The following is a 20,409-nucleotide window of genomic DNA, read 5'->3' as shown; positions in this document are numbered from 1 at the left end:
GATCGGGAAGGGGAACTTATGCCAACGAAAATGAATCGGAGAACGTGGACGACCATGCTGCTCGCAAGCGCGTTATGCGTATCACTGCTGCCTTATCCGCAAGCCGCAACCGCTGTTGCTGCCGAAAACGCGACAGATTCGTCAACAACCCAAGCAAGCGCAACGTCAGCGATTCATCCTGCTTTAAGCGTTCAGACGTATAACTCCGATCGCGCCAATGATGTGAACACGTTAACTCCGGTGTTCAAAGTGACCAATACGGGCACGACTCCGGTCGATCTGCAAAATGTGGCTATCCGCTATTATTTCACAAGCAATGGATCGAATGTTTTGAGTTACGATATGGATTCCACAAGCGGGAGCGTTCGCCAATCGTTTTTGGGAACGTTCGGCACGCTTTCTCCCGGACAGGCCGATGCGGATCATTACTTTCAAGCCGGTTTCGATGAATTCGCGGGTTCTTTGGCGGCCGGAGGCTCGATCGAATTCGAAGTGAATATCCGTAAAAACGCAAACGAAAGCTTTGTTCAAACCGATGACTATTCGTACGATCCGAATTCGGCAACCTTTACCGATTCCCAAACTGTAACCGCTTACTACGGAGGGGCCCTCGTTTCGGGAAACGAAATCTCCGCGTTGGCGCCTCCTTCAGAGAACTACGCATTGAATCGAACCGTAACGGCTTCTTCGTCGCTTCAGGCTTCCGGCTGGTCGCCAGCGAACTTGACGAACAGCGAGCAACGCAGCGTGGACGGTTCCGATATGGGCTGGGTTAGCGAAGCAGGCAATAATCAATGGGTGAAAATTGATCTGGGTTCCAACCGTACCTTCAACCGCGTCGACTTGTATGCGATCAATTGGTTATCCGGCACGCGCGGCAAAAACGGCATCGTCGGAGAAGGATATCCGGTCGATTTCAAAATCGAAGTGTCCGCGAACGATACGGATTGGACTACAGTCCAATCCGAAACGAACATATTGAGACCTGTACAGGCTCAAAATCCGTATCGCTTCGATGCGGTGGAAGCTCGGTATGTCCGGATTTCAACCACCGTCAATAGACCGATGACATCCATGAGCGATATTCGGGCCGCTTTTACCGAAATCGAAGTGTATCAAGACGACGCTTACGTCACGCCGACGGCGCCGCCTGCTGTTCCGAGCGAAAATCGAGCAATTATCACGCCGCAAGAATTTACAGGCGCGATTCAAAATCCGTTGATGGGAATGACCGAGAAAGATTTTCGCGTCAATCTTGTGCAAGAATGGCCGCTGGATTATATGCCCTGGGCCTCTATGGCAATGACCTATATTCCATGGAACTTGCTGGAAGGCGACGTGGACGATACGATCGACAAAATCGCGCAGTATTCCAACGACAGATGGAGAGGCAAAGACGAAAACGGCAACTGGGTTTCTTATGAAGACTACAACATGAAAGTGATTCCGCGCGTGTATCTGAAATTCCCGGATACGCCTTTCGTAGGGCTGGAGGGCAATCATTGGCCTTCGGATATGAAAATCAACGATTTCACCAGCGACAATTTTGATAAACGGTTAAAACGCTTGATTCAACGCTTGGGCGCTTTGTGGGACAACGACCCGCGCGTCGCCTATGTGCAAATGGGCGTGTACGGAACATGGGGAGAACAGCATGGTACAGGCGTACCTACCAATATCGACGCGTATTTCCATCAATATTTCCCGAATACGAGAGTCGAAGTCCGTTACGAAGGACACGATCAGTATTCGTTCGGTCAATACAACGATGCAATAGCCAATATGAAAACGATCTCTAACTGGAAAAAACAGGAGGTCGGAGGCGAGACGGCTTATGATTATAACGGCGCGGATTTGCTGGGAACCAATCCGCATTTGACAATGCTTCAAAACGCCAACAATGCGGCCAATATGATTCGTAACGTTCATGCCACTTACCTGACCTGGATCGGCGAATATACGTATCGCAACGATCCGGGTTACGAAGGACTACCGGCTTATTACGAAAACAAGGAGCAATTGGACGCAGGCGCGGAAACGATCCAAAAAGCTTTCGGTTATCGGTATGTACTCACCGAATTCAATTATCCGAAAAAAGCGGAGCCGGGCGAAGATTTCGCGGTGCAGTTCAAAGTGAAAAATACCGGAGCGGCTCCGATGTACGAGAATTGGCCGGTGCAAATCAGCTTGAAAGATCCCGCAACCAACCAAATCGTATGGAGCGATACGTTCAAAAACGTCGATACGAGAACCTGGCTGCCCGGAGAAGGGTACGCGGCGTGGAACAAGTATCAGCAAGGCAACTGGAGCCAATCCGTGTTGAATTACGCGACGGCTCCCCAGGAATACACGATTGCCGGTACGTTCACGTTGCCGGACAGCATCGCTTCGAATAAAGATTACATGATTCAGATGGCCGTGCTGGACCCCGCCGGCAATGTTCCGAGCTTGCGCTTCGCGATTCAGAATTACAAAAAAGGCGGATATGCCCCGATGGGCTATATGGGCGTCGGTCAACAACCGCAAACGATCGCGATCGATCCTGTGTATTTCGACAGTCCGGCCAAAGACATCTCGCTGCATTATTACAGTGCCGACAGTTCCGTGCAAGCCGAAGCGGCCGAACTTGCCGGCGTGACTATTCAAGAAGATTCGCATCCTGTTTTGTACGCGGACAGCGGCGATCCTTTCAATCTGAATAAGCTTCCGATCAAAGCCGAAGACCAATACGGGCGCGCGCACAACGCGATGGTCGGCATGCCGGTGACCTGGTCGATCGCATCGGGATCAACGCACGCCGAGGTGCAAGGAACAAAACTGATTCCGCTTAGTGCCGGACAAGGAACGCTGACGGCTTCGATCGGCGGCATAGTGAGCAACGAGATTCCTTTTACCGTCGAACAAACTTCGGTTACCGGCTCTGTCGCGGGCCAGGTCAAAGATAACTTCGGACGGACGCTGCAAGGCGTGCAAGTTCAGTTCATATCGCCTGAAGGCGAAACGTTCACCGGCACGACCGATGCGACCGGCGCTTACACGATCACGAGTGTACCCGTGCGAGACGATTACACGGTAACGGCGACCAAAGACGGCTATCAAAGCTTATCGTTGCCGGACAAGGAAATAACCGGAGCGCAGACCGCTACCGTCGATCTGACATTGCTCGTGAATGCCTCCGGGAATTTCAGCGACACCTTCGCAAGCGGCAGCGCCGAATGGAGTGCCGGAACCGGAACGTGGAACGTGACCGCGGAAGAATATGTGCAGTCGGCGGGAACGACCAGCGCTTCATGGAAGTATTCGACCGCGATCAAAAACCGGGTCTGGTACGATGCCACCTATGAAATCGATCTGAAATCGAACGGATCAAGCTGGGCTTCCTTCATGTTCAGAAAACAGAGCCAAAGCCATTCGGCCAATAACACCGGATACTTTGTAGCTTTGACGGGAACCGGCGAGGTCAAGCTGCAAAAAGCAGGCTCTACCGTGACCACGCTTGCGACCGTTTCCGGCGCTGTGACGAATACGACCGCCTATCATCACGTCAAAATCGTGACCGTGGGAAGCAACATCAAAGTTTACGTCGATGCTTCGACAACGCCGATCATTAACGTGAATGATACCTCTTATACAGCCGGGTATGCAGGTCTCGGCAACGGCGGAGGCAAATGGTATTACGATAACGTCAACATCAGCGTACCTGCGAATTAAGTCGATCCTCCTTATTGCAAAAGCTGCTGAGATCATCAGCAGCTTTATTGCATATTAATCTGATCCGGCACTCGAAAGGAAAGGTGCAAAATGAGCGAAACCAATCCAAGAAAAGCTTGCGTATCCGGTTATGTTTCGACGGTTTCCGGTACATACACGTTAGCGAGTCCGTCGCATATTCCTGTTATTTATACCGATATGAACGATTACACGGGCGTGGTCCGAGCTGTTGACGACTTGTGCCAAGACTTGAAAGCGGTCACCAAACAAATTCCCGTCAACGATTACGAACAAGCGGAAAAAGTGGATATCATCATCGGCACGATCGGTCATAGCGCAGGCGTCGATCTTCTTATTGCCGAAGGTAAGCTGGATGTAACGGATATCGAAGGAAAGTGGGAAGCTTTCAAACTGGTTTTGATTGAAAATATGTTGGTTATCGCGGGAGCGGACAAACGGGGAACGATCTTCGGCATCTATGATTTGAGTGAAAAAATCGGCGTATCGCCTTGGTATTGGTGGGCGGATGTCGTTCCCGGTTACGCGGAGTCTTTGTATGTGACGCTCGATCAGCCTTATGTCGAATACGAGCCTTCCGTGCAATATCGAGGAATTTTTTTGAATGATGAATATGCGTTGCATAATTGGGCGGTCGATCGCGGGGACGAAGATTATGTTGAAATGTATACGCGGATTTACGAGTTATTGCTGCGCCTCAAAGCTAACTTTTTGTGGCCAGCGATGCATAGTTATTCTCCCCATTTTCATAAAAATCCTTTAAACGCCCAAAACGCGGACAGGTACGGAATCGTGATGGGTTCGTCGCATTGCGAAATGCTGCTTAAAAATAACCAAAGCGAGTATTTTGAGTTTGAGCGGACTTGGGAACTTGCGAATCCGGATAAAAGGTTGTACAAAGCCGAATTGTCAGACGCTCCCAAAGCTTGCGCCTACGTCTATATCGACGCACATCCCGAAACCGGTATGCCGGTGTCGAACAAAGAACTGATTCAGGCGTATTGGCGCGACAGCGTCGAAACTTACGGCGGATACGAAAATGTATATACGCTAGGCATGCGAGGCATGCACGACGCAAAATGGCAGCCGATCGGCGCAAACAGCCCGCAAGAAAAAGTCGCTTTGCTGGAAGAAATCATTGATGTGCAGCGGGAGATTTTGGCCGAGGTGCTTCAGCAGGACCTTTCGCAAATTCCACAGTTGTTTATTCCATATAAAGAAATTCAAGAGATCTACGATTCCGGCATGCGCGTTCCCGAAGACGTATCCTTGATGTGGACGGACGACAATTACGGGTATATCCGTCAACTCCCTACCGATCACGAACGGGAGCGAACGGGCGGAGCGGGCATCTACTACCATCTGTCGTATCACGGTTATCCCAACAGTTATATTTGGTTAAGCACGACTCCTTTGGCGCTGATTAGAGAAGAAATGGGAAAAGCTTACGGCAACGGCGCCCGAAAAGTATGGGTCGCGAACGTAGGCGATTTAAAACCGGCCGAAAATCAGATCGAATACTTTTTGAATCTGGCCAGAGAGGTGCACACGGTCTACGACCGGAATTTGAACGAATACATGGCGGACAAAGCAGCGCGCGATTTCGGATTCGGTGCGACGGATGCTCAAGAGTACGCCGAGATTCAATTGGGTTTTCATCAAATGGCTTTTGCCAAAAAACCGGAATATTTCGGAGCCGACAATTTCAACTTCGAAGGCTATGGGCTGACCCCACAACAATTTCAGGAAGCCTGTGCGCAAAAGCCGAAGTTTGTTCTGGCCGATCTGTTTAATTACAAAGAGTTCGGCGATGAAGGCCAGCAGTATGTAGATCGGTACCGACGATTGGTTGAACGCTCGGAAAAGCTGTATCTTCAGCTTGATCCTAAACTTCAGCCCGCTTTTTACCAATTACAACTGTATCCGCTACGATCAAGTTATCATGTCGCTTGCAAATACGTGTATGCCGTCAAATCCAAGCTTTATTTCGATCAAGGCAGAGGAACGGTCGCGAACAAGTATGCTGAACGGTCGGATGATTTTTATTATGAGCTGGTAAAAGACACTAAAACCTATAATGCGTTATGTTCGAGAAAATGGAATCGGATCATGGACCCGTATCAGACTTTTTTCCGGTCTTGCGGCGCTGTACTTCCCAAGTTACTCGAAACCAGCAAGGATACCGGACATCCAGAGTTGGGAGCCGCGGCCGAAACATTGACTTTTTCCCGATATACGCGGCAACAAAAATGGATCGATATTTACAATACGGGATACGCTCCGCTGAAATGGATAGCCGAGACGAACGAAGACTATTTGATTTTGAGCAAGGTACAGGGAGCCGTCAAGAACGACGAACGAATCCGGGTAGGGATCGACTGGGATCGGGCACCGCAAGGCATCTGTTCTTCTTCGATTCAAATTCATCATATTCATGATGGGCAGATTGTAAAATCGATTCCGATTTCCGTTTCGATAAGCAATCGCTCGATTGATCTGTCTAACCATGCCTACGTAGAAGCGGACGGGTATATCTCGATCCGAACCGACCATTATACGAAGGTTACCGCATATAACGAATATGTTTGGCGTACCGAAAGCCATTTGAGCCGAACCGGGAACAGCTTGAAAGCTTATCCCGATCTTGCGAAAAGCGTGGAGACTCCTCATGCCGCGAATACTTCCCATGCCGATTATTTGATTTATTTTGAATCAACAGGTACATTTGAAGTGGATATCTACCGAATTCCTACGTTGAACGAAAGAGGCGCTGTGCGTTTTGCTATAGGATTGAATGATAAATCCCCCACGATCGTTCATGGAACAAACGCTTATACAGGGCAAGCGAATCCGGAAGACAATTGGTCCAAAGGCGTACTTGAAAATAACGAAACGCTTACCGCGCGGATCTTGGTTTCGGAAAAAGGATACCAGACTCTTCGGTTATACAGAATGGATTCCGGCGTGATTCTCGACAAGATCGTGATCTGGACGGGCGAACGAATTCCTTCGTACTTCGGTCCGCCCGAGAGTTATCATTCCGCGTATCCGAATATTTTGTGATAGGAAGGATAGAGGAACACGTATGAAACTTCTTCATCATCCGGCTAAGGACGAGATCGCGTTGCCTACCGTGCTGCATGCGCTGAGCGATCCTGTTCGATTGCAGATCGTGGCCCAAATTCATAAGAACGGCGAGCAGGCATGCAAAAATTTCGAAGTCTCGATCGCCAAATCGACGTTATCCCAGCATGCACGTACGTTGCGCGAAGCAGGAATTACGCATACGCGAGCCGTAGGCACGCACCGTTTGCTGTCGCTTCGGACCGAAGATTTGAACGCACGGTTCCCAGGACTGTTGGATGCGGTATTGAGCAGCTACAAATCGAACACGAACCCTGTCCGTCAAACGACTTTATAACCAAAAGCCTGAACGCCTTTTACGGTGTTCAGGCTTTTTTTGCCGATAGAAATATCGTTATCCGATTTCCTTCGCATACTCCTCGCTCGGCGTATTAATCAACACCACCGACAAACTCGAACGCGAATCATCCGCACTGCGATACGCAAAAGCTTCATGGCCTTCCACCTGCACCAGGTCGCCTGTAGCCACTGCTGTTTCCATACCGTCCGCGATCATGTAGCCGCTCCCTTCCAACACCGTCAGATACACCGTCGCTCCGGGATGGTTGTGCGTTGGAAGCCGATGACCCGGGCCGAAGTTCAACACGAATGCGACATGGCCTTCTTTTTTGAATACGATCTTTTTCGTGAATTTGTCTTCGCGGTATTCCTGAAAATCGCGTAACGTTTGCTTTTCCATCTATGACTCACTCCTTGATCGGATTAGGTTCTCAATGAGAAGATTCCCTCGGTTCTTTTTCAGTATAAAGGGTCAGAAAAAGAAGTTCGTGATTACAGTCACAAAGATTGGTTCCAAATGAAAAAGATGATCCCTGTAGCAATAATGAATAAAAGTTGCGCTTGATTCACTTTTACTCTATTTTATAGAACATTTCTATAGGGACTTTATGACATTGACTTTGTTTTTGCGCATTTGATAGCATGGCAATTAATTCAGTAATTCCTATCTTAGAACTAGGATATAGAGGAGGCATTGAAGAATGCAGACCGATCGCCTTTACCACACCTTGGAGCAAGCGGTTAAATATCAAGCTGGCGGGACAATCGTGCGCATCAACGAAACTTGGGAAGATCAGAGTCTCGTTTTGTTCCGGGCTTATGGGGAGCAGGCAGGTCCGACGATCTGGATTCAAGCGGCTGTGCATGGCGACGAACACGACGGCGTAATCGCCTGTATGCGTCTAATGTCCGATTTATGCTTGGATAAACTCCACGGCAGTCTGGTGATTTTCCCAATTGCCAATGCTTCCGCGCTGTTGGCTGGAACGAACGGAAGTCCGATTGACGGCGTGAACTTGAATCGGGTATTCACCGAACGAATCGGAACAGATAAGCATATCGCAAATTCGTATTCGTACCGGTACGGGCGTTGGTTGGCGGAAAAGATTAAGACGCACGCGGATGTATTGATCGATCTGCACGGTGGCGGACAATGGCTGGAAGTATGCCCGTTCGCGATGGTTGCCAGCGATGATGGGGCCGCATATGCGACAGCAATCGAAGCTTTGGAGCCTGTACCGTTGACGGCGATCTATAGCTGTTCGTCATCCGGTAAAGGCATGCTGATTAACGAGATCTGCCGCGCGGGAATTCCGTCGATCTTGTTGGAAAGCGGAGGCGGGAGCAGTTGGGGCGAGGGCGGTGTGCAGACGCATCTGGAAGGAGTTCGAATTCTGCTGGACCGATTTAAAAGCTATCCTGTTGCATATTCCGACTTCTCTGCTTCACAGCGTCACCATAAGAATCGAATCCTATCAATCAGCGAGGTTGTAGAGCTTCGTTTCGAAACGGACGGGCTTCGCACGCTACGCCGTGAAGCTGGAGAGATTGTCCGTAAAGGGGATCGGCTAATCAACGTGCTCACCTACCCGGCACTTGCGGAAGAGTCGTTGAGATGTCCTATCGAACAAGGTGTCATTTTATCCATCCATACCGCATCCTCCGTTCGCAGCGGCGGTTATGCAGTCATGCTTGGAAAACTCACATAAAAATAAGATCACACGGGGGTTGTACATCATGTTGAAAAGAAAACGATGGTTCATGAGCTTGACGCTGCTGGCGGCTTTAACCGCAGGGTGCTCGACGGTAAGCAAAACGGAGCCGGCGGCAAGCGGATCTGCATCCGAACCGGCGACGGCCGAGCAAAATCTGGAGATCACGATCGGACGCGCTTTTGACGTAAGCGGACTCGATCCGGGCTTCCTGACGGAAAACGCGCAGGTCGTGGACAATATTTTCGATACGTTGGTCAAGCGGGGCGAGAACGAAGAATTGGTTCCGGGACTTGCGACAAGTTGGAGTCAAGTGGACGACAAGACGTGGGAATTCAAACTGCGCGAAGGCGTGACGTTTACCAACGGAGAAGCGTTCAACGCCGAAGCGGTCAAGTATTCGCTGGAACGCGTGTTGGACCCGGCGAGCAACGCTCCGACGGCGAGTTACGTCTCGACGATCGACAAAGTCGAAGCGATCGACGAGTACACCGTGCATGTCATCACCAAAAATCCCGATCCTCTGATTCCGACTCGCTTCAATCGCTACCCGACCGAGATCGTACCGCCGAAATACGCGGAAGAAGTCGGCCAGGAAGAGTTTGCGCAAAAGCCGATCGGAACCGGTCCTTACAAATTCGTTAGCTGGGACAAAGGCAGTAACGTCGTGCTGGAAGCAAACGCGGAGTATTGGAACGGCGAGCCGCAGGTGAAAAAAGTAACGTTCCGTTCGATCCCTGAAGCGTCCACGCGCGTCAGCTCTTTGCTGAACGGCGAAGTCGATATCGTAACCGCAGTATCGCCGGAGGATCGCAGCAAGATCGAATCGTCCTCCAATGCTCGTCTCTCGACGGTTGAGCGTGCAGGCAACACCGTATATGTCGGTTTCAAAACCGATGTCGAGCCGTTCAATGATCCGAAAGTCCGCCAAGCGCTCAACTACGCGATCGACGTCGACGCGATCGTGGATAATGTGCTGCAAGGCGCGGCCGTGCGTACGAATAGCCTAATCGGGCCGAAAGACTTCGGTTATGCCGGAGAACCGAAAGGCTACGATTACGACCCGGAAAAAGCGAAGCAACTGCTGGCCGAAGCGGGTTACCCGGACGGATTCTCGGTGACGCTGGATACGGTAAGCTGGTACGCCAAAAATACGGACGTCGCTCAGGTCATTGCGGAACAACTGAAAGCCGTCGGCGTGGAGATCAAAGTCAACAACGTTGAAAGCTCCGTTTATCGTACGCTCGTACCTTCGGGCAAACAGTCGGATATGTACGTGCTCGGCTGGAGCAGCACGAATACGCTGGACGCGGATGCCGCGATCTACGCCATCTTGCGCTCAGGCGAATCATACTCGACATACGCGAACGCCGACGTGGACGCCAAGCTGGACGAAGCCCGGTCGTCGACCGACGAGAATCGCCGCCAAGAACTGTATAAAGAAATCCAGGATCAAGTCATTCAAGACGCGCCGCGCATTTTCCTGTATCAAGAGAATCAGTATTACGGCGTATCGGATCGTCTGAACTGGGACGGTCGCGTCGATACTTCGCTTCAAGTGTCGACCATTACGGCGAAAACGGAATAATGCTTCGTCGCAAAGCAACGGACAGCAACTTGCCGGGAGGAGGAAATCAGCCGTCGTGAAACGTTATGTGCTCAAGCGTCTGGGCCAAGCGCTGCTTGCCGTGATCGGCGCCGCCACCATCGTGTTTTTTATCATCCGGCTATCGGGCGATCCCGCACGGTTGATGCTGCCCCCGGAAGCGGGCGAAGACCAGATCGCCGCTCTTCGTCAAAGTCTCGGCTTCGACCGTCCTTTGGGGATGCAATACCTCGAGTATTTGAAAAACTTGCTGACCGGCGATCTGGGTCGTTCCCTCTATTATAAAGAGTCTGCTTTGAAGCTGGTCCTTGACCGAATGCCGGCTACCGTCGATCTTGCCGTGTTTGCGATCTTGATTGCGGTAACGGTCGGGTTGTTGGTCGGGATCTTGTCGGCCTATTACAAAAACAGTTTCATTGACTACGTGCTCAACGGATGGATTTTCCTGACACAGTCGCTGCCGGTGTTCTGGATCGGCATCGTGCTGATTCTGATCTTCGCCGTCAATCTGCATTGGCTGCCGACATCGGGAAACCGGGGGTTGGAGTCGATCGTTCTTCCGGCTATCACGCTGGCGGCTTATCCGATCGCGCCGATTGCCCGCACCATGCGGGCGTCGCTAATTGAAGTGATGGAACAAGGATATATGGTGACCAGCCAGGCGCAAGGCTTTTCCAAAAGACGACGGATCTTCAAGCGCGGGCTGAAAAATGCGTTGTTGCCCGTCGTTACGGTGATCAGCTTGGAATTCGGCGTGATGATCGCGGGAGCCGTGGTGACGGAAACGATCTTCTCTTGGCCGGGAGTCGGTCAACTGATTATCCAGGCCGTGAGCAACCGGGATTTCCCGCTCGTTCAAGCCAGCATTCTGGTTGTCAGTGCGATCTACATTATGCTGACGCTGGCAACGGATCTGATCTATCATGTCATCGATCCAAGAATCAAGGTTCGGTAAACGAAGAGAGGCTTACGTGATGAAAAAAAGAGCTTTGCTGCGCGGCGGCGCAAAAGGCGTCGTCAGTATCGGCGCATTGGCGGTCATTTTCGTGCTGACGGTATTCGCTCCCTGGTTCGCGCCGGTCGATCCGTACAGCCAGTCGCTCAAGGACATTCTGGTTCCGCCGCTGAGTCCTTACGGAGGCGACGGCGGAATCAGCTTGCTCGGAACGGATCAGTTGGGGCGCGACGTGCTCAGCCGATTGCTGTACGGAGGAAGGTTATCGCTCTGGATCAGCATCGTTGCGGTAGCCGTGTCGGGCGTAATCGGCAGCGCGATCGGAATCGCGGCCGGATATTTCGGCGGCAAAGCCGATGCGCTGCTGATGCGTCTGGCCGATATTCAAATGTCGATTCCGAGCATGCTGCTGGCGATCGTGATGGTTGCCGTACTGGGTTCGGGGCTGAAGAATATCGTAATCGTGCTGGCCGTGACCGGCTGGGTTACTTTTGCCCGGGTAGTACGCAGTCAGGTCTTGTCTTTAAAAGAAATGGAGTATGTCGAAGCGGCCCGGGCGATGGGCGTTCCGCATGTAACGGTCATGAGACGGCATATTCTGCCGAACACGCTGTTCACGATTGCTACGCAGGCGGCTTTGCAAATGTCGCATATGATCCTGCTTGCCGCCGCGCTCAGCTTTCTGGGTCTTGGAATCGAAGTGTCGACGCCGACCTGGGGCGGGATGGTCAATGACGGCAAAAGCTATATCGATTCCGCTTGGTGGTTATCGACATTGCCGGGGCTTGCGATCGCTTTTGTTATTCTGAGCATCAATTTGTTCGGCGATTGGCTGCGGGACCGTGCGGAAGATCGGTAAATCCCGATGAACACGAAAGGAGGCAAGCTCCCATGTATATCGTTTCCCGCGACCTGATCGAGCGCAGCGGAATCTCCGATCCGGAATTGACGCTGGCGTTGATCGAACAGACTTTCCGAAGCAAATCCGCAGGAACGTCAGCTTTCGCGCAGGAGGTAGCGATGGCTCGCGGCAAGGTGGAGAACGGAGCCTTTTATTCGCTTCCCGCTTATCTGGGCCAAGAAGCCGATGCAATCGGCGTTGCAGGTCTGAAATGGACTTCGCATATCCCGAGAACCGATGCGGCTCTTCCGTATACGCAGCCGATCATTTTACTGAATAATCTGGAAACGGGCCAGCCGATCGCGCTGCTCGAAGGCGAGCTAATCAGCGGGCTTCGCACCGGAGCCGTGTCTGCCGCCGCTATTCGCACGCTAGCCGATCCGACGGCGGATTCGTTGCTGCTGTGCGGTTCGGGGTATCAGGCGGGACATCAGCTTCGCAGTCTTTTGCCGGTGCTGCCGGGTCTGAAAGAACTGCATCTATGGAGCCGCAGTCCGATCCATGCCCGGCGGCTGCACGAACGGTTCGCGGACGAGCTGTTCAAGCGCAATATCCGCGTTCGGGTACATCGCGAGCTACCGGCCCGGCTCGATTTCGCCAAAATCGTTGTCGGAGCGACTTCGGCCGCCGAACCGTATCTGACAGCCGAACACTTTGTGCCGGGTCATCTGTATGTGCATATCGGAATGAGGGACATCGCAGCGGCAGCCATTCCAAGCTTCGATACGATTGTGTGCGACGATTATCTGTCAGGCGTGTCTTCCAGCAGTCAATCGTTGTTCGGTTGGGCCAGGGAGCATGCCGAAATACAGCAAAAAGTCATACTATTGGAACAGTTGATAAATCCGTCAAGTGACCCCAGCATACCGGATGCAAAATTGGACATTCGGCAGACCGCTTCCCGCAAGCTGATGTTCAACGCGTTCGGATTGTCGATGTTCGATCTGGCGCTCGCCCGAGAAACGCTGAGTCGACTGTTGAAAAGCTCCGATTTGGCCGATCAGCCGCCTTCGTTCGATCTTCTGGATTCCGCATCGAAGAAAGGAGGATGGTGATGCCACCTGTCAAACCGCTCGTCGAAGTTCGCAATCTGGGACTTCAATTCGTAAAGCGCGGAGCCGCAACAACCATTTTCGAAGACCTGTCGTTCGATATTCGGGAAGGCGAAGTCTTGTGCATGGTCGGCGAATCCGGCAGCGGTAAAAGCGTGGCGGCGAAGTCGATCATGCGCCTACTTCCGCAGCCGCCCGCCGAGTATACGCAGGGCCGGATTCTTTTCGGAGGGCAAGATCTGTTGACGCTCAATGAAAAGCAGTTGTGCGAAGTACGGGGCAAAAAGATCGCAATGGTGTTCCAGGATGCGCTCAGCGCGTTGAATCCGGTGTACACGATCGGCACGCAGATGGTCGATTTGATCCGGCTGCATGCCGACAAAAAGACCAGTCGCAAAGCCGCGTTGAACGAAGCCAAAGCATTGCTGAAGCAAGTCGAGATCCGCAACGTCGATGACGTGGTCAAACAGTATCCGTTTCAATTGTCGGGCGGGATGCGGCAGCGCGTCATGATCGCGATGGCCTTGTCCTCGCGTCCGCAGTTGCTGCTGGCCGACGAACCGACCACGGCGCTCGATGTCACGGTTCAAGCCCAGATTCTGCGTCTGATCCTGAAGTTGAAGCGGCAATACGGCATGACCGTGCTGTTTATCACCCACGATCTGGGCGTCGTTCACCAAGTCGCGGATCGCGTAATTGTTATGAAGCAGGGCGTTCTGGTGGAGGAAGGCACCAAGTCGGAAATTTTTACCCGGCCTAGCCATCCGTACACGAAGCAGCTTCTTGGCAGCATGCCGCGCATTTACTTCGAGGAGGTGAATCCGTGAGCGAACCCGTGCTTGAAGCGGCAGGATTGCGCAAAGTCTATCCAACACGCGCCGGAGCCGACTTCACCGCCGTTGATCAAGTCTCGTTGACATTGGAAAAAGGCGAGACGCTCGGCATCGTCGGCGAATCCGGCAGCGGCAAAACGACCGTCGCGAAAATGGTGGCAGGCATGATTCCCGTCACATCGGGCGAGACCCGCTTGAGCGGCAAAACGCTCGCTGCCTCCGGGCGCTCCAAAGCCGATAAACGCGATATCCAGTACATTTTCCAAGATCCCGTCTCGTCGCTCAATCCCAGAATGAAAGTCCGGGACATCATCGCCGAGCCGTTGAAGCTGTACTTCAAGCTGTCGCCCAAAGAAATCGACGCGCGCGTGGATACGCTGCTCGGCGATGTCGGACTGCCTTTGGAATACCGTCTGCGCTATCCGAAGGAACTATCCGGCGGGCAGTGTCAACGGGTCGGAATCGCGCGGGCGCTGGCGGCCGAGCCTTCCGTCATCGTATGCGACGAGCCGACGTCCGCGCTGGATATGACGATTCAATCTCAGATTCTGGAGCTGCTCAAAGACCTTCAGCGCAGCAAAGGCGTTTCGTATTTGTTTATCGCGCATGGCTTGGAAGTCATCTATAGCATTTCGCATCGGGTGATGGTCATGAAGGAAGGAAAAGTCGTGGAGGAAGGCGAGACCGCCGATATTTTCCACCGTCCGCAGCATCCGTATACGCAGTCTCTGATCGGAGCGATTCCGAGGATACAGATTCCGCAGTTTGATTAAAAGATGTTATCCCGTGACTAAATGCAACCTATTTCAAAGGAGGAATTTAATATGAGTAACAGTGTGGTCCCTTTGCTGCAATATGAAGAGATGAACGAAGAGGTACGTGCTTTTGTGGACGAGCGATTGAGCAGCGGAACCCGCGTCACCAACATGGTCAAAACGCTGCTGTATTCCATGCCGTCTTTCCGTGCGATGGAATTTTATCCGGTGCGCAACGAGCTGCAAAAAATCATCGGAAGCCGCGCCGTTTACTTTTACTGCTACGCGATTTCAACCGAAAACGAATGCCTGGTCTGCTCCACGTACCACGCCAAACTGCTGCGCGACCTGAACTTGGCCTTCGACGAATTCGAATTTACCGAAACCGAAAAAGCGCTGATCGACTACGGCCGCGGCCTGGTCAACAACGCCAACAACATCGACCCTTCGATCTACGACCGTCTGAAAGCCGAGTTCTCCTCCGCCGAGATCGTGCTGATCACCACCGTCGGCTGCAAAATGATCGCTTCCAACATCTTCAACGAAGCCTTGAAAGTCGACCTCGACGAATACTTATTCGAAGTAGAATTCGACAAAAACATCCTACCGACCAAAGCTTGATCTTTATCAAGGTTTTAAATGAAATGTGATAAATAGCGAAAAAGACTCCCTTCCTTTACGGAACGAGAGTCTTTTTGCGATCAACCTTGCAACTTTTCAAACACTTTAAGCCTTGATTTACTCTATCCCCCTACCACAGCGGGCCGAGCCTAGCGGAGGGAGAAATTCAGTGAAAGACGCCTTTGAACTCGGAAAAATTCCGCTAAACTTTTAATCAAATTTTCCGGGTGAGACAGCGGCTTGAACTGAATTTCTCCCGCAGCGCCTCGACGAGCTCCTTCACGACTGCTGCAAATCCACAAACCCTTTCCCAAAAACATCTTGCAAATTGTGAATCGTCAAAAACGCCTCGCGATCCGTCGCCCGCACGATATTTTTCAACATCGACAATTCCTTTTTACTCACGACCACATACAAAATATCCACCGAACTTTGCGTATAATAGCCCTGCCCGTTCACGACGGTAACCCCGCGATCCATCAGCGCATTCACTTGTCTGGCGATCTCGTCCTTATGCTTGGAGATGATCGTTACCGATTTTTGCGGATTGAGTCCGGTCGTGACCAGATCAATGATCTTGGTCGCGACGACCAGCATAATAATCGTGAACATCAACTTTTCCGCTCCGATGATGAAGTACGAGCACGCCGCCACCACTACATCGCAGACCAGCAGCGCGTAACTGATATTCCAGCCCCAGAACTTGTTCATCAACCGGGCGATAATGACCGTGCCTGCCGTCGTGCCGTCTCTGCGGATAATCAGTCCGATGCCGAATCCGATCATGGCGCCGCCGAAGATCGCATTGACCATCAGATCGTCCGAGGCGACCTGCCAACCTTCCGTCATATGCAGGAAAAGAGAATGGAGCGCGACAGCGACCAGCGTGTAGACGACCGTCTTTTTCGGCAACAGTCGATAGCCGATCGCGAGCAGCGCCATATTGATGATCAGGCTGCTCCAACCGGGCGACCAGTGGAATAAATAATACAAAATAATCGTCACGCCGACCACGCCGCCTTCGCCCAGTTCGTGCGGAATGACGAATACGTTAATGCCCAATGCGAAAGCGAAGGCGCCAATCGCAATGATCAGTAGATCCAAGCTTGTCTTTTTCACCCCGATACCCTTCTTTCCGGTCAACATGAATTCATTTAAGCACGGGACTTCAAAATTTCTCAAGAACTTGGACTACCAAGATACCATGCTAACCGATTAGCTGACTAAAGGCAGAGAAACGAAGCGTTGGGAACGGCTTTTTCGCATTTAGGCATTACAGTAAAAAAATTAGGATAAACGTGACTTGACAGTAGTGTGTTATAATTATTGGAAATAGATAAATAAAGGAGAAAACCTGTTATGCAATTGATCGGCCAAGAGGTTGAGCACGCGAGTTATGGGCAAGGGGAAATCATCCAACAAGAAGACCAACGTATTGAGGTTCGTTTTGCCAATGGGGATGAGCCGAAGAAATTTTTGTACCCGGATGCGTTCGAAAAGTTTCTGAGCATGAATGACCCGGCTTGTCGAAAACAGGTAGAAGCGGACATCGAGCAAATGCATGAAGACCGCCGCGAGGAAAAAGAAGCGGTCGAGCGTCGATACCAGGAAGAGCGCGCGGCGCTGGAAGCGGCGAAAAAGCCGAAAAAAGCTCCTGCTCGTAAATCCAAAGCAGCCAAAGCAGCCGAGGAAAGTACAGAAGAATAACACAAACAACCCCCTTCGACCTATTCATTCGAAGAGGGGTTGTTTATTTGGCGCGTTTGCGCACACTCAATGCGGTCAAAAACAATGCGATGCCTGTCAGCGCGAAGCCCAATACCCGAAATCCTCCACTATTGAACGACCCGCTCATCACAATCCCGGTCAGCAGCGAAGAGAAGACCGTGCCCAAATAACGAAACGTGTTGAACAATCCGGATGCGACGCCGATGACTTCTTTCGGAGCGGCAGCAAATAATGCGGCTTGCATGGCAACACCGTTCAACCCGTTCGCTATGCCGAAGGCGGCCAGAATGAACAGAATCGTCGCCAAACCGGATTCCGGTTGCAAAACGGCCATGCCTGCTGAGCCAAAGACCATAATCAGCGCCGAAGTACGAAGCACAGGAGCGGCGCCGTGACGTCCTACCCAGGTTCCGGTCAAAGGCGAGATCGCAAGCGAGCAAACACCGAGACTCAGCATCAACATCCCCGTATGTAACTCATTTATGCCGCGTATCTGTTGCAAATAAGACGGAAGTCCGAAGAATACCGCGTAAAAAAGCAGATTAGCCAGCATAAACTCCGTGTTGACGCGGATGATGGCCGGGTAACGGACGAACAATCGCAAAGGAATAAACGGCGCGTTGATCCGCAGCTCATATAAGGCGAAGATCAGCAGCAACAGCAGTCCGATTCCGGCGAGAACGATCCTTGTAACCTCGATCTGACCGTCTTTTTCAATACAGAGCAGTCCAACGAATAACGTAACTAATCCTGCCGTAAAAAGAAGGATGCCCGGCAAGTCAATCCGGCTCAGCCATTCCCGCAAAAAGGACGCCGAATCGGTGGAGCGTTCTTGGGGAATGTGTTTCCATGACAAGATGAATCCAAGCAGCGCAAAAGGAACATTAACGAAGAAAATAGCTTCCCAGCCCCAGCTTGACGTCAGCAATCCTCCGAAAAAAGGGCCGATCGCCGCAGCTCCCGAGAGAAAGATCGACAGAATCGCGAGCGCGGTAGACTGTTTTTCCACGATATGAATCCGTACAATCGCCATGCCGACCGCAACCATCATGCTGGTTCCGATCGACTGAACAATGCGCAAAGCAATCAACCAGCCGAAGCTTGGATAGAGCGGCGCGAGCAGCGAAGCGGTAAAAGCGACCACAAGCCCCGCCAGAAAAATACGCCGTCGCCCGAACAAATCACTGGCTTTGCCCATCACAGGCTGCGCGACGGCACTCGAAATATAGAACGAGAAAATGATCCAGGATACCGTCGTATAATCCAACCCGAAAGCCTGCTGAATACCGGGAATGGCGACGGCGACCATCGAAGAATTAAGCGGATTAAGCATGATACCCAAACCGATCGAAATCATCAGCCAACGGCTGCGTGCCTGCATATTCGTTCCTCCTTACGTGAAGCTTAACGAATTCGGATCATTTCCTCCAACGCCTTTTATGCTATGATTTCATAGACTCAAAGGAATGGATCGGAAAATGAATCTGTAGGAGGCGTTTGAGTGGAGCTGTTACAATTGCAGTATTTTATCGAAGTGGCTCGAACCGAGCATATGACCGAGGCCGCACGCACGCTGCATGTCACGCAATCTTCGCTCAGCAAAACCATTCGACGGTTGGAAGAAGATGTAGGGGCGCCGTTATTCGATCGCAACAATCGCAGATTGCGATTGAACGAATTCGGCGTGTTATTTTTGAAGCGAGCGGAAAAAGCGTTATTTGAGCTGGAGCAGGGGAAAAGAGAGATTCGAGATTTAGCCAACCGCGAGCCGGATACGTTGAAGCTCGTCGTGACCGCTGCCAGTACGCTGCCGCCCATATTAAGCGAATACCGTAGACGGATGCCGAAGATTCAGTTTCATGTCGAACGGCTGACGGCTGGGGAAATGCAGGAACGGTTGCGACGTGGCGAGGCGGATTTCGGATTATCGTCGCCGCTGGCTGCCGAGGAAGGAATAGGCTGTGAAGTCGTTCATATCGATCCGATCGTCGCGGCGCTTCCTTCTGACCATCCGCTGGCGGAGAAGCCGATGCTTTCATTGAACGAACTTCGGGACGAATGGCTGATTGGCGTGAAAAAAGGTTACGGCACGCGCAATCTGATCGACGATGCGGCGCAACGGTATGGATTTACGCCGCATTATGTCTATGAGGGCGATGAGCCATCCAGACTGATTTCGCTCGTCGAAGCAGGTATCGGGGTCGCGTTTATCCCGGCCACAGCGATCGAAAAACGAGAACGTATCCGTTATGTGGCTTTACAGGAAACGGAGTTGGTGCGCGAGATTACTTTGTTATGGAATACGGATCGCTACATTTCGCATGCGGCAAAAATTTTCCGGGATGTCGTCTTGGCGTATTTTGCGGAAAAGATCGAACCCGAACTTCGTATTTGACTACGTAGTCAAGAACTGATACACTCTGTGCATGAGCAGACCAAGAGAATTTGATGCCGACCTCGCGCTTCACCAATGCATGGAGGTATTCTGGACGAAAGGATTTCATGCGACGTCCTATGAAGACCTGACCCGCAGCACGCAGGTGAAGAAGCAGAGTTTGTACGGCGTGTTTAAGAACAAGCGGGAATTATTTTTAAAGTCGTTGGCGTTATATCGCGAAGAAAACTTGTCTATTTTGGAAAAAAGGATCGCGAATGAAACATCGCCGGTCCGCCAACTGGAAGCGATCTGCGAAACGGCTTTATATGCGGATGACGAGGCCCGGATTCGCGGTTGTCTGATCATCAATACGTCATTGGAGTTCGGAAGTGGTGACGAGGACATCAATCGGGAAATTATACAAATGATGCAGCGCACCGAGACGATGATCGAGCAGGCGATACGCGGCGGGCAAGCGGAAGGTACGATTACTTCGCGTTTAAGCAGCCGTGAGTTGGCTCTTCATCTGAGCAATGCGATCAACGGAGCGAAGATGATGGAGAAATCGGGCGCTAGTCGGGAAGAAATTCTGGGCGTTCTGCGCACCTCGATTGCCTTGATCCAAGCTTGAAATACCGGCTTATCGAAAAAGATGTGCCGGTTGTTTTTTGGCTTTTATTTGACTACTTGGTCAAGAATGAATGGGTATTTGAATAA

General features: G+C 51.6%; 17 protein-coding genes. 14 read left to right on the top strand and 3 right to left on the bottom strand.

The annotated features are described in order from the left end of the window. Window positions 1–18 precede the first annotated feature (18 nt). The 3 genes from WKI47_RS14890 to WKI47_RS14880 all read left to right on the top strand — a co-directional run bounded on the left by WKI47_RS14890 (window position 19) and on the right by WKI47_RS14880 (window position 7,150). Window positions 19–3,711, top strand: coding sequence for a DUF4832 domain-containing protein (locus WKI47_RS14890; RefSeq protein WP_340227937.1), 3,693 nt, complete (start codon window positions 19–21; stop codon window positions 3,709–3,711). Window positions 3,712–3,801: 90 nt separating this feature from the next. Then, on the top strand, window positions 3,802–6,792 hold the full coding sequence (locus WKI47_RS14885) for a glycosyl hydrolase 115 family protein (RefSeq protein WP_340227936.1): 2,991 nt from the start codon (window positions 3,802–3,804) through the stop codon (window positions 6,790–6,792). A 22-nt stretch (window positions 6,793–6,814) separates the two neighbouring features. Beyond that, window positions 6,815–7,150, top strand: coding sequence for a helix-turn-helix transcriptional regulator (locus WKI47_RS14880; RefSeq protein ID WP_340227935.1), 336 nt, complete (start codon window positions 6,815–6,817; stop codon window positions 7,148–7,150). A 57-nt stretch (window positions 7,151–7,207) separates the two neighbouring features. Here the strand turns inward: WKI47_RS14880 and WKI47_RS14875 are convergent, their stop codons facing one another. Further along, window positions 7,208–7,552: a cupin domain-containing protein gene (locus tag WKI47_RS14875; protein WP_340227934.1), complete on the bottom strand. Its 345-nt coding sequence runs from the start codon at window positions 7,550–7,552 to the stop codon at window positions 7,208–7,210. 301 nt (window positions 7,553–7,853) lie between these two features. Between WKI47_RS14875 and WKI47_RS14870 the strand changes: the two genes are divergently transcribed. Genes WKI47_RS14870 through WKI47_RS14835 form a run of 8 tightly spaced genes read left to right on the top strand, consistent with a single transcriptional unit; the run spans window position 7,854 to window position 15,587 of the window. Beyond that, entirely contained in the window at window positions 7,854–8,861 is a 1,008-nt protein-coding gene (locus WKI47_RS14870) for a succinylglutamate desuccinylase/aspartoacylase domain-containing protein (RefSeq protein WP_340227933.1), read from the top strand. A gap of 28 nt (window positions 8,862–8,889) precedes the next feature. Then, complete coding sequence (locus tag WKI47_RS14865; RefSeq protein WP_340227932.1) at window positions 8,890–10,452, top strand: ABC transporter substrate-binding protein; 1,563 nt, start codon at window positions 8,890–8,892, stop codon at window positions 10,450–10,452. Window positions 10,453–10,507: 55 nt separating this feature from the next. Beyond that, entirely contained in the window at window positions 10,508–11,425 is a 918-nt protein-coding gene (locus tag WKI47_RS14860; protein ID WP_340227931.1) for an ABC transporter permease, read from the top strand. A gap of 19 nt (window positions 11,426–11,444) precedes the next feature. Then, window positions 11,445–12,284 carry an ABC transporter permease gene (locus WKI47_RS14855; RefSeq protein ID WP_340227930.1) on the top strand — a complete coding sequence of 280 codons (840 nt, stop codon included), beginning with the start codon at window positions 11,445–11,447 and terminating at the stop codon, window positions 12,282–12,284. 32 nt (window positions 12,285–12,316) lie between these two features. Then, window positions 12,317–13,381, top strand: coding sequence for a hypothetical protein (locus WKI47_RS14850; protein WP_340227929.1), 1,065 nt, complete (start codon window positions 12,317–12,319; stop codon window positions 13,379–13,381). Then, window positions 13,381–14,205, top strand: a complete 825-nt coding sequence (locus WKI47_RS14845) for an ABC transporter ATP-binding protein (protein WP_340227928.1) — start codon at window positions 13,381–13,383, stop codon at window positions 14,203–14,205. Before WKI47_RS14850 ends, WKI47_RS14845 begins: the two co-directional genes overlap by 1 nt. After that, entirely contained in the window at window positions 14,202–14,984 is a 783-nt protein-coding gene (locus WKI47_RS14840; RefSeq protein ID WP_340227927.1) for an ABC transporter ATP-binding protein, read from the top strand. Before WKI47_RS14845 ends, WKI47_RS14840 begins: the two co-directional genes overlap by 4 nt. A gap of 51 nt (window positions 14,985–15,035) precedes the next feature. After that, a complete protein-coding gene (locus WKI47_RS14835) occupies window positions 15,036–15,587 on the top strand; it encodes a hypothetical protein (RefSeq protein WP_340227926.1) in 552 nt (183 codons plus the stop codon). Window positions 15,588–15,866: 279 nt separating this feature from the next. Here WKI47_RS14835 and WKI47_RS14830 read toward each other — a convergent pair whose 3' ends face one another. Beyond that, the gene (locus tag WKI47_RS14830) at window positions 15,867–16,706 is read right to left on the bottom strand and encodes a YitT family protein (protein ID WP_340227925.1); all 840 of its coding nucleotides are present in this window, start codon (window positions 16,704–16,706) and stop codon (window positions 15,867–15,869) included. A 240-nt stretch (window positions 16,707–16,946) separates the two neighbouring features. On the opposite strand from WKI47_RS14830, the gene WKI47_RS14825 reads away from it, so the two are divergent. Beyond that, window positions 16,947–17,294: a hypothetical protein gene (locus WKI47_RS14825; RefSeq protein ID WP_340227924.1), complete on the top strand. Its 348-nt coding sequence runs from the start codon at window positions 16,947–16,949 to the stop codon at window positions 17,292–17,294. Window positions 17,295–17,337: 43 nt separating this feature from the next. On the opposite strand, the gene WKI47_RS14820 is transcribed toward WKI47_RS14825, so the two are convergent. Beyond that, window positions 17,338–18,696 (bottom strand): MFS transporter, encoded by a 1,359-nt coding sequence (locus WKI47_RS14820; RefSeq protein ID WP_340227923.1) that lies wholly within the window; start codon window positions 18,694–18,696, stop codon window positions 17,338–17,340. A gap of 120 nt (window positions 18,697–18,816) precedes the next feature. Between WKI47_RS14820 and WKI47_RS14815 the strand changes: the two genes are divergently transcribed. Then, window positions 18,817–19,710 carry a LysR family transcriptional regulator gene (locus tag WKI47_RS14815; RefSeq protein WP_340227922.1) on the top strand — a complete coding sequence of 298 codons (894 nt, stop codon included), beginning with the start codon at window positions 18,817–18,819 and terminating at the stop codon, window positions 19,708–19,710. 79 nt (window positions 19,711–19,789) lie between these two features. After that, window positions 19,790–20,323, top strand: a complete 534-nt coding sequence (locus WKI47_RS14810) for a TetR/AcrR family transcriptional regulator (RefSeq protein ID WP_340227921.1) — start codon at window positions 19,790–19,792, stop codon at window positions 20,321–20,323. Window positions 20,324–20,409: the final 86 nt, after the last annotated feature.

The sequence above is a fragment of the Saccharibacillus sacchari genome, assembly GCF_037722395.1.
Classification (GTDB): Bacteria; Bacillota; Bacilli; order Paenibacillales; family Paenibacillaceae; genus Saccharibacillus; species Saccharibacillus sacchari_A.
This window is presented reverse-complemented; position numbering and strand designations above follow the sequence as displayed.